The organism is Pseudomonas sp. NPDC089547, from assembly GCF_050280665.1.
Lineage (GTDB): Bacteria > Pseudomonadota > Gammaproteobacteria > Pseudomonadales > Pseudomonadaceae > Aquipseudomonas.
In genome coordinates this window covers 85,158-97,260 of record NZ_JBNNVS010000004.1, presented here as the reverse complement: position 1 = coordinate 97,260, position 12,103 = coordinate 85,158, and the positions used below count along the sequence as shown (strand labels likewise).

12 protein-coding genes and 2 riboswitches are annotated in these 12,103 nt (G+C 64.0%); of the genes, 10 read left to right on the top strand and 2 right to left on the bottom strand.

Annotated elements, in window-relative coordinates; genetic code table 11:
- The first annotated feature begins 33 nt into the window (after positions 1-33).
- From lpxO to ACQKPZ_RS04210, 10 genes are all read left to right on the top strand, one after another.
- A complete protein-coding gene (gene lpxO / locus ACQKPZ_RS04255; RefSeq protein WP_427535732.1) occupies positions 34-933 on the top strand; it encodes a lipid A hydroxylase LpxO in 900 nt (299 codons plus the stop codon).
- 244 nt (positions 934-1,177) lie between these two features.
- Positions 1,178-1,522 carry a carboxymuconolactone decarboxylase family protein gene (locus tag ACQKPZ_RS04250; RefSeq protein ID WP_427535730.1) on the top strand — a complete coding sequence of 115 codons (345 nt, stop codon included), beginning with the start codon at positions 1,178-1,180 and terminating at the stop codon, positions 1,520-1,522.
- A 78-nt stretch (positions 1,523-1,600) separates the two neighbouring features.
- Positions 1,601-2,170 (top strand): N-acetyltransferase family protein, encoded by a 570-nt coding sequence (locus ACQKPZ_RS04245; protein WP_427535728.1) that lies wholly within the window; start codon positions 1,601-1,603, stop codon positions 2,168-2,170.
- A gap of 157 nt (positions 2,171-2,327) precedes the next feature.
- A riboswitch (cobalamin riboswitch) is annotated at positions 2,328-2,535 on the top strand.
- 109 nt (positions 2,536-2,644) lie between these two features.
- Entirely contained in the window at positions 2,645-4,771 is a 2,127-nt protein-coding gene (locus ACQKPZ_RS04240; RefSeq protein WP_427535726.1) for a TonB-dependent receptor, read from the top strand.
- A gap of 203 nt (positions 4,772-4,974) precedes the next feature.
- Positions 4,975-6,141 (top strand): DUF1624 domain-containing protein, encoded by a 1,167-nt coding sequence (locus tag ACQKPZ_RS04235; protein WP_427535724.1) that lies wholly within the window; start codon positions 4,975-4,977, stop codon positions 6,139-6,141.
- A 28-nt stretch (positions 6,142-6,169) separates the two neighbouring features.
- A riboswitch (cobalamin riboswitch) is annotated at positions 6,170-6,368 on the top strand.
- A gap of 109 nt (positions 6,369-6,477) precedes the next feature.
- The gene (locus ACQKPZ_RS04230) at positions 6,478-7,488 is read left to right on the top strand and encodes an ABC transporter substrate-binding protein (protein ID WP_427535722.1); all 1,011 of its coding nucleotides are present in this window, start codon (positions 6,478-6,480) and stop codon (positions 7,486-7,488) included.
- Entirely contained in the window at positions 7,488-8,504 is a 1,017-nt protein-coding gene (locus ACQKPZ_RS04225; RefSeq protein ID WP_427535720.1) for a FecCD family ABC transporter permease, read from the top strand. The genes ACQKPZ_RS04230 and ACQKPZ_RS04225 overlap by 1 nt, the downstream gene beginning before the upstream one ends.
- Positions 8,501-9,289, top strand: a complete 789-nt coding sequence (locus ACQKPZ_RS04220; RefSeq protein ID WP_427535718.1) for an ABC transporter ATP-binding protein — start codon at positions 8,501-8,503, stop codon at positions 9,287-9,289. Before ACQKPZ_RS04225 ends, ACQKPZ_RS04220 begins: the two co-directional genes overlap by 4 nt.
- A gap of 17 nt (positions 9,290-9,306) precedes the next feature.
- Positions 9,307-9,741 carry a pseudoazurin gene (locus ACQKPZ_RS04215; RefSeq protein WP_300022720.1) on the top strand — a complete coding sequence of 145 codons (435 nt, stop codon included), beginning with the start codon at positions 9,307-9,309 and terminating at the stop codon, positions 9,739-9,741.
- Positions 9,738-11,075 carry an OprD family porin gene (locus ACQKPZ_RS04210; protein WP_427535716.1) on the top strand — a complete coding sequence of 446 codons (1,338 nt, stop codon included), beginning with the start codon at positions 9,738-9,740 and terminating at the stop codon, positions 11,073-11,075. Before ACQKPZ_RS04215 ends, ACQKPZ_RS04210 begins: the two co-directional genes overlap by 4 nt.
- A gap of 73 nt (positions 11,076-11,148) precedes the next feature.
- On the opposite strand, the gene ACQKPZ_RS04205 is transcribed toward ACQKPZ_RS04210, so the two are convergent.
- Together ACQKPZ_RS04205 and ACQKPZ_RS04200 are read right to left on the bottom strand one after the other, a co-directional pair.
- Entirely contained in the window at positions 11,149-11,472 is a 324-nt protein-coding gene (locus ACQKPZ_RS04205; RefSeq protein ID WP_427535714.1) for a hypothetical protein, read from the bottom strand.
- Positions 11,473-11,594: 122 nt separating this feature from the next.
- Positions 11,595-12,092 carry a GNAT family N-acetyltransferase gene (locus ACQKPZ_RS04200; RefSeq protein ID WP_427535713.1) on the bottom strand — a complete coding sequence of 166 codons (498 nt, stop codon included), beginning with the start codon at positions 12,090-12,092 and terminating at the stop codon, positions 11,595-11,597.
- Positions 12,093-12,103: the final 11 nt, after the last annotated feature.

Here is a 12,103-nt window from a genome sequence, read left to right as displayed (position 1 = left end):
GGCGCATGGCCATTTTTCGACAAGTAAACGTCCATGAAAATTGCACTCGTACTTATTTTCGCCCTCTCGATCGCCTATGTTCACCTACGCGGTCGGGTTCGTCACAAGCTGTCCCGCCAGCTGGGTGACCATTCCAGCTTCCTGGCCCCGGTCAACAGCTTCCTGTACCTGTTTTCCAGGCTCCCGGCCAAGCCTTACCTGCCGGTCGACGCCTTCCCCGAACTGAAGCCGCTGCAGGACCACTGGCAGGAAATCCGCGAGGAAGGCCGCCAACTGCTGCACGTGGGCGAAATCAAGAAGTCCGACAACTACGACGACGTCGGTTTCAACTCGTTCTTCAAGACCGGGTGGAAGCGCTTTTACCTGAAGTGGTACGGCGAAAGCCACCCGTCGGCGATGGCCCTGTGCCCACGCACCACCGAATTGCTGCAAGGCATCGGCACGGTCAAGGCCGCCATGTTCGCCACCCTGCCACCGGGCGCCAAGCTGGTGCGTCACCGCGACCCCTATGCCGGCTCGTACCGCTATCACCTTGGGCTGGACACGCCAAACGACGACGGTTGCTACATCGACGTGGACGGCGAGAAGTATTCGTGGCGCGATGGCGAGGGTGTGATCTTCGACGAAACCTACATCCACTACGCCGCCAACACCACCGAACACAACCGCATCATCCTGTTCTGTGACGTCGAGCGCCCGCTCAAGTACCGCTGGGCAACCGCCTTCAACCGCTGGTTCAGCCGCAACGTCATGGCCGCCGCTGCCGCACCAAACGATGCCGGCGACAAGACCGGCGGCATCAACCGGCTGTTTACCCGCATCTACAAGATCCGCGAGCGTGGCAAAGCGATGAAAAAGCGCAACCGCATGCGCTACTACCTGGAAAAGTGGGCGGTGGTTGCAGCGCTGATGCTGGTGTTCATCTACATCTGAACCTTCAATGCCCCCCGTTGTAGGAGCGGCCTTGTGTCGCGAAAGGGCCGCGTAGCGGCCCCACGATTGCAGCTTCGCCGCACATATAGCCGGGGCCGCTTTGCGGCCCTTTCCGACCGGTCCGGCGCCCCGGCAAGGCCGCTCCTACAAGTACAGCTGCATACCCACCAAAGTACAAGCCTCGCACTGGCCACTCTTCGACTAGCCTGATAGCTCCACTCGCAACCACCCCAAGGTGAAGACGATGAGCATGATGGACTGGGACGCCTACCGTAAGCAGTTGATGGCCGGAATCGGCGATCTCAAGCAACTCTCCCCCGACACCGTTGCCGGCTACATGACTGCCAGCGGTGCAGGGGCCAAGACCAACCACCTGGACGCCAAGACCCGTGAGCTGATCTCACTGGCCGTAGCCGTGACCACCCGCTGCGACGGCTGCATCGCCGTGCATTCGCAGCAGGCGGTGAAACACGGCGCCAGCCGCGAGGAAATTGCCGAGGCACTCGGTGTAGCCGTCGCGATGAACGCCGGTGCCTCGCTGGTGTACTCGGCACGGGCCATGGACGCTGTGGGCAAGGCCAACGGCTGAGCACAAACGGCGTCGCCGCCCTTGCGCGACGGCGCCGTGCACCACAGACTGGGCGGCCCAGCCCTTGCAGGAACCCGCATGATCCATATTCGCCACATGGTGCCCGATGACTTTGAACGCTTCTGGCCCACTTTCCAGGGCGTCGTCCAGGCCCGCGAAACCTACGCGTTCGACCCCGCCCTGAACTTCGAACAAGCGCGCCAGTTGTGGCTGGAGCTGCCATTGCACACGCTGGTGGCCGAAGAGGATGGCGCGTTGCTGGGTTCGTATTACCTCAAGGCCAATGCCGCCGGGCCTGGTGCGCACGTGGGCAATTGCGGCTACATGGTCTGCGAACAGGCACGTGGCCGAGGCGTGGCGCGGCTGATGTGCGAGCACTCGCAAAAGCTGGCACGCCAGGAGGGCTTTCTGGCCCTGCAGTTCAACTCGGTGGTGGCCAGCAATGAAGTGGCGGTGGCACTGTGGCACAAGCTGGGTTTCGAGACGGTCGGCCGCTTGCCCAAGGCGTATCGCCATGCGCGCCTGGGGCTGGTGGACTGCCTGGTGATGTACAAATGGCTGGCGGATGAGCCGGTGGTGGAGAAACCACCACTGCTGATCGGGCGCAAGAATATCGAAGCGCGGGTGTCGCGTCGGCGAGGGCGCTAGCCCTCCAAGGCAGGTTCGGCCTCTTCGCGGGCTTGCCCGCTCCCACAGGTACAGCACAGATTTCGAAGTCTGTGCAGAAACCTGTGGGAGCGGGCAAGCCCGCGAAAGGGCCTGGCCTGCTCTACTGCGCATTTGACGCCCCACTGTTTCAATGGTCTGATGCGCGCCAGTTTCAGGTGCCCTGCGCCGCCGTGCGCAAGGTGAAACGGGAAGACGGTGCGTCGTGTTGCCCACGACAAGTCCGGCGCTGCCCCCGCAACGGTAAGCGAGCGAACCCTTCGAGATACCACTGTGCACGTGCATGGGAAGGTGAAGGTTTCATGCCCCTCGCAAGCCCGGAGACCGGCCTGAGGCTTCACTTGGCAACCCGCGGTGGGCGGGCGCAGGCCGGTATCCGTGCACGCGCTTGCCTGTACGGTACTCCTTTGCGTGTTTTCCACCGGGATCCATTCATTCCTGCAGCAATGGAACGACATGTCCCGTATGTTCAAGCTTCATCCCCTGGCGGCCTGCCTGGCCGTCGCCCTGCCGGCCTTGGCCGATGACCAGGCCCCGCAGCCCCTGGCCCTGCCCTCCACGGCCATCACCGACACCCTCGACAGCCGCGCCATCGACCTGGCCACGCCAACCCAGGCGGGCTCGCGGCTTGGCCTGAGTGCCCTGGAAACGCCAGCCAGTACCAGCAGCATCAGCGCCGAACAGATCCAGCAACGCAACAACCTCACGGTGCAGGATGCAGTAACCCGCTCGCCGGGTATCACCTTCGTCGGCTCCCCGGGCGACGGCGGCACGGGCCTCTCTGCGCGCGGTTTTGCCGGGCACAGCTCGGTGATGACGCTATTCGACGGCGCACGCCTGTACACCGGTGCCGGCACCCAGACCTTCCCGGTCGACCCGTGGATGGTCGAGCGCATCGATGTCATACGTGGCCCGGCGTCGGTGCTGCATGGCGAAGGCGCTACCGGTGCGGTGGTCAACGTAATCCCGAAAAAACCGTTAGCGGGTGAAGTGCGTAACCACCTGCGCCTGGGCTACGGCTCGTGGGACCGCCAGCAGCTGGGCCTGGACAGCGGCGGTAGCCTCAGCGAGCGCCTGAGCTACCGCCTGACCCTGAACCAGCAGACGGGTAACGGCTGGGTCGACCGCACCCCTTCGCGCAGCCTTGCCCTGAGCGCCGCGCTGCGCTTCGATGCCAGTGACGACCTCAGTTTCACCCTTGCCCACGACCGTGGCGATGCGGACCCTGCCAACTACTACGGCACCCCGCTGATCGACGGCCACTACCGCAGCAGCCTGCGCAAGAAAAACTACAACGTGCAGAACGACGTGCAGCACTACGTCGATGAGTGGACCCGGCTGAACACCGACTGGACGCTGAACGACCACCTCAGCGCCAGCAACCAGCTGTACTACATCAAGAGCCGCCGCCACTGGCGCAACGCCGAGAACTATGACTGGGACGCCGAGCGCCAGCAGTTGCTGCGCGGCAGCTACCTGGAAATCAAGCACAACCAGGAACAGGTCGGCGACCGCCAGACCTTCACTTTCGACCACACGCTGCTCGGCCTGGCCAGCAAGACCTTGGTCGGCGCCGAGTACAACAAGGTGCGTTTCAACGTCGACAGCAACGCACCCTACAACGATGTGGGCGGCGACTACATCGACCCGTGGCAACCGCAACCCGTCGGATTCCACAGTGCCTCGCCACTGCGCCCGCAGACCTTGTCTACCACCCACACCTTCGCCTTGTTCGCCGAAAACCGCCTGCAGCTGAGCGACAAGCTGTCATTGGTCACAGGCGTGCGCCGCGACCAGAACCACATCGACCGCGACAACCTGATCGACGGCAGCCGCAGCGACCACAGCCTGCAAGGCGGCAACTGGCGCGTCGGGCTGGTGTATGCGCTTAGCGACGACCTGTCGCTGTACGGCCAGTACTCCACCAGCGAGGACGGGGTAAACAACCTCATCAGCCTCAGCCCGAGCCAGATGCACTACGACCTGACCGAAGCGAAGCAGACCGAGGCAGGCCTGAAGCAACGCTTCTGGGAAGGCCGCGGGGAATGGACGTTGGCGGCCTACCACATCGTCAAGAAGAAGCTGTTGGTGGACGACCCGCTCACCCACGAGAAACAGCAGGCTGGGCAGCAGACCTCCGACGGCCTGGAGACGACCCTGGAACTGGCGTTGGCGCACCAATGGCAGGTGTCGGCCAACGCATCGCTGGTGCGCGCCCGGTATGACGACTTCGACGAAATGGTCGGCGGCGTGGCCCAGGACCGCGCGGGGAATCGGCCGGCCAATGTGCCACGGCGCACTGCCAACCTGTGGCTGAGCAAAGGCTTTGGGCAGCAGGTGGAGGCCGGGATTGGTGCGCGCTATGTGGATGAGCGTTTTGCCGATACTGCCAATACCCAGAGCGCGCCCGGGTACACCGTGGTGGATGCCAATATTGCCTGGCAGGTGTTGCCGGATGTGCGGCTGGGGTTGCAGTTGAACAACCTGTTCGACCGTGAGTATGTGCAGTCGGCGTTCAGTGGGCAGCAGTGGTTGATGGGGATGCCCCGGTCTTATTTTGCGACGGTGGATTACAGCTTCTGATCTGAGCCTGCCTGCACGGCCTCTTCGCGGGCTCGCCCGCTCCCACAGGGATATCGCAGCCATTGAAAACTGTGGTGTACCTGTGGGAGCGGGCGTGCCCGCGAAGAGGCCCGCTCAGGCAACACAAAAACCTCTACCAACACATAACTAATTAGTTATAAGATAACGTTTCACTTGACACTCATTCCTATCAGCGACCCTCCATGACAAGCGCCAGTGCCACCCCTACCCTGCTCACCCAACGCTTGCAGAGCATCGACGCCTTGCGCGGCCTGGTGATCCTGTTCATGCTTCTGGACCACGTCCGCGAAACGTTCTTCCTGCACCGCCAGGTCAGCGACCCGATGAGCATCGACACCACCGAGCCGTCGCTGTTCGTCAGTCGCACCCTGGCCCATTTGTGCGCACCGGTGTTCGTCCTGCTGACCGGCCTGTCGGCCTGGCTGTACGGCGAGAAGTATCAGGGCCGTGGCGATGTGTCGGCGTTCCTGTTCAAGCGCGGGCTGTTTCTGGTGGCCCTGGAGTTCACCCTGGTCAACTTCGCCTGGACCTTCCAGCTGCCGCCCAGCGTGATCTACCTGCAAGTCATCTGGGCCATCGGCATCAGCATGGTCGCCCTGTCGCTGCTGGTATGGCTGCCACACGCCGCCCTGCTTGCCCTGGGTGCCGCCATCGTTGCCGGCCACAACCTGCTGGATGGCCTGCATTTTGGCGTGGAATCGGCCTTGCACGTGCCGTGGGCGATCCTGCATGACCGTGGCTGGCTGGAATTTTCCGACACCCTGCGCCTGCGCACGTCCTACCCGGTGCTGCCGTGGATCGGCGTCATCGCCCTGGGCTACGGCCTTGGCCCCTGGTTCGCCCGTGGCAGCGAGGCCGGCCAACGCCAGCATCGCTTGCTGCTGGCCGGGCTGATTGCATTGCTGGGCTTTGTCGTGCTGCGCCTGTTCAACGGCTATGGCGAGGCGCCGTGGAGTGGCTACCCAACCTTCACGCAAACCCTGATGAGCTTCTTCAACATCACCAAATACCCGCCATCCCTGCTGTTCCTCGCCCTTACCCTCGGCTGCGGCCTGCTGTTGCTACGCGCCTTCGAGCGCGCCGGCCAGGCACGCTGGATCAGCGCACTGGCGGTGTTTGGTGCAGCACCTATGTTCTTCTACCTGCTGCACCTGTATGTGCTGAAGCTGCTGTACCTGGCCAGCGTGGCGCTGTTTGGCCTCAACCAGGGTGACTATTTCGGCTTCGACAGCATCGCCTCGGTGTGGCTGGGCGCCCTTCTGCTGGCCTTTTCGCTGTACCTGCCAGTGCGCTGGTTCGCCCGCCTCAAGGCGCGCCGCCGCGACATCACCTGGCTGAAGTACTTCTGAAAAGCGTTTTCACCCGGCGGCGCGATGGTCTACCATGCGGGCCGCCGGTTTCCACCACGGAATTAATAGGGAATCCCAGGCCCGCCAACACGGGCCAAACGGAACTGCCCCCGCAACTGTAGGTGCCGAGCCTGCTCCATCAATGCCACTGGGCGTAATTGCCCGGGAAGGCTGGAGCCGGGCCATGACGCACCAGTCAGGAGACCTGCCGGCCAACATTCACCAACCGGCGGGGTGTCCGGGATTGGCCATCAGTGTTGCCCCTGCCAACGGCGGGGCGCGGCGATGCCTGTCCGTGCGTTCCTCACCCGAACTGTCCGATAGGAGATCGCCAGCATGCTACCCCGTTTCGCCACCCTTCTCGCCGGCCTTGGCCTCACTGGCATGGCCCAGGCCGCTGCCACCCACTACCCGCTGACGGTCGAAAACTGCGGCAGGCCGCAAACCTTCGCCCAGGCGCCGCAACGCGCGGTCACCATCGGGCAGGCCGGCACTGAAATGCTCTACGCGCTGGGCCTGGGCGACAAACTGGCGGGCACCTCGTTGTGGTTCAACAACGTATTGCCCGAATACAAGGCACAAAACGACAAGGTGCCGCGCCTGGCCGACAACGACCCCAGCTTCGAGGCCGTAGTCGGCAAGCGACCGCAACTGGTGACGGTGCAGTTCGAGTGGATGGTTGGCGCACAGGGCGTGGTCGCTACCCGCGAGCAGTTCGACGAACTGAAAATACCCACCTACCTGCTGCCGTCGGACTGCGAAGGCAAGGACAACCTGGTCGGCGCCGACGGTACGCGCTTGCAAGCATTCCAGGTAGGCAGCATCTACAAAAGCGTCAGCCAGCTGGCCGAGATCTTCGATGTGCAGGACCGCGGCACTGCCCTGAATGCCGAGCTCAAAGGCCGCCTGGACGGTGCCAAGGCACAGCTTGCCGGCAAAGACCTGGCCGCCACATCGGCGCTGTTCTGGTTCTCCAGCGCCGACCTGGACATCGATCCTTACGTGGCCGGCCGCCAGGGCGTTGCCGACTTCATGCTGCGCACCCTGGGCGTGCGCAACGTGGTCGAATCCACCGAGGAATGGCCCACCGTAGGCTGGGAAACCCTGGCCAAGGCCAACCCTACCTGGCTGATCATCGCCCGCATGGACCGCCGCCGCTTCCCCGCCGACGACTACCAGAAGAAGCTGGAATTCCTGCGCAGTGACCCGGTAACCCGCAACATGGACGCGGTAAAGCACAACCGCATCATCATCCTCGACGCCGACGCCATGCAGGCCGGCATCCGCCTGTTCAGCGGCCTGCAAACATTGTCCGCGGCCTTCGCCAGCGGTAAAGCGGCCCAGTGATGATTCGCCTGTTACCTTACATGGCACTCGCCCTGGTGGCACTTCTGGTTGCCCTGCTGGCCGGCACTGCCATCGGCGAAACCAACATCTCGCCCAGCGTGGTCGGCCAGGTGCTGGCCAATCACCTGTGGCAGGCTGGCTACCCGGTCGACCCGATCGACGCCGGCATCGTCTGGAACTACCGCCTTACCCGCACTTTGGTCGCCGCCGCTTGCGGTGCCGGGCTGGCCACTTGCGGGGTGATCCTTCAGGCGCTGCTGCGCAACCCGCTGGCCGAGCCGTACTTGCTGGGGCTATCCGCCGGCGCCTCCACCGGCGCCGTGCTGGTCGGCCTGCTGGGGCTGGGCAGCCTGACGTTGAGCATGTCTGCCGGGGCCTTCATCGGGGCCTTGGGTGCATTCGCGCTGGTGCTGGTGCTGGCGCGCGCAGCCGGGCCAGGCAGCAACAACGCCCAGGTGATCCTCGCCGGCATCGCCGGCTCGCAACTGTTCAACGCGCTTACCGCCTTTCTCATCACCAAGTCGGCCACCGCCGAGCAGGCCCGCGGCATCCTGTTCTGGCTGATGGGCAACCTCAGCGGCGTGCGCTGGCCGTCGGTGTGGCTGGCCGTGCCGGTGGCACTGTTCGGGCTGGTGGTGTGCCTGTTGCACCGCCGTGCGCTGGATGCGTTTACTTTCGGCGCCGATTCGGCTGCGTCGCTGGGCATTGCGGTGCGGCGCACCCAGCTACTGCTGATCAGCTGCGCGGCGCTGGTGACGGCCGTGATGGTCTCGATCGTGGGCGCCATCGGTTTTGTCGGGCTGGTGATTCCCCATGCCCTGCGCCTGCTGCTGGGCCCCGGCCACAGCCGCCTGCTGCCCGCCAGCGCATTGGGCGGCGCGCTGTTCCTGATTGCCGCCGACATGCTTTCGCGCACCTTGATCACCGGCCAGGTGATCCCTGTGGGCGTGGTCACCGCGCTGATCGGTGCGCCAGTGTTCGCGCTGATCCTGGTCAGCCGCCGGGGGCGCCCATGACCGTCATGACGGCATTGCAATTGCCGCCCCTGAGTTGCCAGGGCCTGGGCTTGAAACTGGCCGACAGTACCGTGCTCAGTGACATCGAGTTGAGCGTTGTTGCGGGTGAAACACTGGGCATCGTCGGCCCCAACGGGTCGGGTAAATCGTCCTTGCTCAAGGTGCTGGCCGGGTTGCGCAAGCCAGCCAGTGGCAGTGTGCACCTGCTTGGCGAACCGCTGGCGAAAATGCCCCGCCGCCGCATTGCCCAGGCCCTGGCGCTGGTCGAGCAGCAAGCCGATACACTCGATGCGATCAGCGTGTTTGACGCCGTTGCCCTGGGCCGTACGCCCTGGCTTTCAGCGTTGACGCCGTTCGGCGTGCAAGACCGCGCCATCGTCGAGCAAGCGCTCGCCGACCTCGACGCCCTGCACCTGCGCACACGCCTGTGGGGTTCGCTGTCGGGTGGCGAGCGCCAGCGCGTGCACATCGCCCGTGCCTTGGCGCAGCGCCCGCAGGTACTGCTGCTGGACGAGCCGACCAACCACCTGGACATCCAGCACCAGCTCAGCCTGCTGCAACAGGTTCAAACGCTACCTGTGACCACCCTGGTGGCCCTGCACGACCTCAACCAGGCGCTCACCTGCGACCGCCTTGCAGTGCTCGACAAGGGCCGCCTGGTGGCCCTGGGCAAACCGATTGACGTCCTCACCCCCGAGCGCCTGCTGAGCACTTTCGGCGTGCATGCGCACTACCTCACCGACCCTTTCGACGGCGCGCGCATCCTGCGCTTTCGCGCCCCCTGAACCAGGAAGTTCTGCTGATGCTGTTGCGCCCTGTCGCCTTGCTGCTTGCCAGCGCCCTGCTTACCCCTGCCGCACTCGCCGAGGTGCATGAAGTGAAAATGCTCAACCGCGGCAGCGCGGGTGCGATGGTGTACGAGCCGGACCACCTGCGCATTGCCCCCGGCGACACCGTGCGCTTTCTGCCCACCCAGAGCGGGCACAATGCGGCCAGCGTGAGCGGCCTGCTGCCCAGCGGGGCCGAGCCATTCAAGAGCAAACTGAATCAGCCGTTCGAGCAGACCTTCAGCGTACCAGGCGTGTACGGCATCCAGTGCATTCCGCACCTGGCAATGGGCATGGTGATGGTGATCCAGGTGGGTGATGCGCCGGCTGCCGAGCTGCCGTCCAGCCTGCCCGCACGGGCCAAGGCCCGCTTCGCTGAGCAGTTGCAGAAGCTTGGGGGCGGCCAATGACCCGGCTTTTCTGGGCACTGCCACTACTGGGGCTGGCACCCATTGCCTTGGCCGACTCCGCGCAGTCGCAAAGCCCCGGTTTTGTCGAAGGTAGCAGTTGGAACATCCTCAACCGCAGCGTATTCGACCAGCGCGACTACAAACACGGTGGGCGCAACAGTGCCGGGCGCAACGCCTACAAACCGCGCAGTGAACGCAGCGGCAAGGCTGAGGAATGGGCCTACGGCCTGATGGGGACTTTTCAGTCCGGCTTCACCCAGGGCCTGATCGGTGTCGGCGTCGATGCCCATGCCTATCTGGGCGTACAACTCGACAGTGGCGGCGGGCGCGTGGGCAAAGCACGGCTGCTGGGGGTGGATAACAACGGGCACCCGAAAAACGAATACAGCCGCGCGGGCGCGGCGCTGAAGCTTCGGGTGTCCAATACCGTTCTCTCTTATGGCGAGCAACGGGTCAAGACGCCGGTGTTCAGCTCTTCCGACAGCCGCCTGCTGCCCGAGACCGCCACCGGTTTCTTCCTCACCAGCAACGAATTCGACACGCTCAAGCTGGTGGCCGGGCACTTCAACGAAAACGCCGACCGCAACGCCTCCAGCCACGACCAGGGCTTCGCGGTGAACTATTCCAACGCCAAGCAGGGCAACACCTTCGACCTGGCCGGTGTGGTCTGGAACCCCGGCGCCGCCTTCAGCGGCAGCCTGTACACCTCGCGCTACGAGGACAGCTGGAACCAGCACTACCTGGGCAGCACCCTCAGCCATGCACTGGATGACCGCCGCAGCGTCAGCCTGGACCTTAACCTGTACCGCACCACCGATACCGGCAAGGCGCTGTCCGGGCGCATCGACAACACCACCTGGAGCCTGGTCTCGCGCTACAACCAGGGGCCGCACGGTTTCAGCCTGGGCTGGCAGCAGGTAGACGGCAACACCCCGTTCGACTACGTGACGCGTGGGGCAATTTTCATTGCCAACGCCGTGCAGATGTCGGACTTCAACGCACCGAACGAGAAGTCATGGCAGGCACGTTATGACCTGAACATGGGGGCTTATGGGGTACCGGGGTTGAACCTGACGGCGTTGTACGTGCGCGGGTTCGATATCGACGGCACACATGTCGACCCCAATGGTGGGTATGCGTACCTGGAGTATGGCAAGGGCGGCAAGCATTGGGAGCGAGACCTGGAGGCGCGCTACGTGGTGCAGAGTGGCAAGGCCAAGGGGACGACGTTCTCGGTGCGGCATAACGTACACCGGGGGAACACGGCGCAGGCGGAACTGGACGGCGACCAGATACGGTTGGCGGTGGAGTGGCCGTTGTCGGGTGGGTTCTGATAGACCGGGTTGCGCGATCCCTGTAGGAGCGGCCTTGTGTCGCGAAAGGGCCGCGAAGCGGCCCCAGGATCTTTCACGCAACCGAACTGCCAACAGGCAGCAGCCCCCACTCCGCCCTCTCCTGCTCACTCATCATCACCACCACCTCGGCAAACGTCCGCGCCAGCTCGGAACTGACATTGCCAAACACCCGATAATTGGTCAGCAAGTAGCGTTTCACAGCCTTTGGCCAGCGCCCCTCCTTGTGGGCCATGTTGATGATGCCTTTGGCGTCGTGACGTGACGCGCCACGCCACAGTTCCGCCAGCCTGTTCTCGAAATCACCGAAGGTCCACGGGTCAGCGCGGTCTTCGAATTCGTCCAGCAGCTTGAGTTTGTACAGGGCCATGTATGGCATCAAGAATCTCCCTTGGGTGCAATGAGTCAGCGGTGCACACAGGAAGGTAAGCAAGCCGGGCCGCTTTTGAAATGAACGCGTTGGTCACGTCCAAGGCGCCGTTGTAGGCACTTTCCCACAAGTCAGCGTAATTGCAGTTGCATGTGCGTGGTCTGCCAGACCGGGTCTTGTTCCACATCCACCACCGCAAACCCTTGCCGCTCCCAGAACGCAATCGCACCCGGCAGAAACGGATGCGTATGCAGGTACAGGCAGCCGATACCCGCCTGTTCCGCCCGCGCGCGCAAGGCAGCGAACAACGCGCCAGCCAGGCCATGCCTGCGGTAGGCCGGCAGCACGAACAGGCGGACCACCTCGACAACCCGCTCAGCATGGTAATCAAGCTGGGCAAAACGGTGGTCATAGGGCAGGTAACCGATCACCGCGACCAGCCGCCCTTCATCACGGGCTTCAAGAAAGCATCCCGCACCGTCCAGGTAGGCGTCTGCAAAGTGCGCAAGGTCGCGCGGTAATGGCGCCTGGGCAAGCATCGGGAACAGCTCGCGGCGAGCGCTGTCGACAAATGCGACGACTTCGGCAATGGCGGTGCGCGCCACAGGTTGCAAGGTCCAGTTCGGCATGGGGCTGCTGG

What these genes read in the sequence shown, in the direction of transcription:
- ACQKPZ_RS04220 (WP_427535718.1), top strand. Translation starts at nt 8,501, where the DNA reads ATGACCGTCATGACGGCATTGCAATTGCCGCCCCTGAGTTGCCAGGGC.
- ACQKPZ_RS04245 (WP_427535728.1), top strand. Translation starts at nt 1,601, where the DNA reads ATGATCCATATTCGCCACATGGTGCCCGATGACTTTGAACGCTTCTGG.
- ACQKPZ_RS04250 (WP_427535730.1), top strand. Translation starts at nt 1,178, where the DNA reads ATGAGCATGATGGACTGGGACGCCTACCGTAAGCAGTTGATGGCCGGA.
- ACQKPZ_RS04210 (WP_427535716.1), top strand. Translation starts at nt 9,738, where the DNA reads ATGACCCGGCTTTTCTGGGCACTGCCACTACTGGGGCTGGCACCCATT.
- ACQKPZ_RS04225 (WP_427535720.1), top strand. Translation starts at nt 7,488, where the DNA reads ATGATTCGCCTGTTACCTTACATGGCACTCGCCCTGGTGGCACTTCTG.
- ACQKPZ_RS04205 (WP_427535714.1), bottom strand. Translation starts at nt 11,472, where the DNA reads ATGCCATACATGGCCCTGTACAAACTCAAGCTGCTGGACGAATTCGAA.
- ACQKPZ_RS04235 (WP_427535724.1), top strand. Translation starts at nt 4,975, where the DNA reads ATGACAAGCGCCAGTGCCACCCCTACCCTGCTCACCCAACGCTTGCAG.
- ACQKPZ_RS04240 (WP_427535726.1), top strand. Translation starts at nt 2,645, where the DNA reads ATGTCCCGTATGTTCAAGCTTCATCCCCTGGCGGCCTGCCTGGCCGTC.
- ACQKPZ_RS04230 (WP_427535722.1), top strand. Translation starts at nt 6,478, where the DNA reads ATGCTACCCCGTTTCGCCACCCTTCTCGCCGGCCTTGGCCTCACTGGC.
- lpxO (WP_427535732.1), top strand. Translation starts at nt 34, where the DNA reads ATGAAAATTGCACTCGTACTTATTTTCGCCCTCTCGATCGCCTATGTT.
- ACQKPZ_RS04215 (WP_300022720.1), top strand. Translation starts at nt 9,307, where the DNA reads ATGCTGTTGCGCCCTGTCGCCTTGCTGCTTGCCAGCGCCCTGCTTACC.
- ACQKPZ_RS04200 (WP_427535713.1), bottom strand. Translation starts at nt 12,092, where the DNA reads ATGCCGAACTGGACCTTGCAACCTGTGGCGCGCACCGCCATTGCCGAA.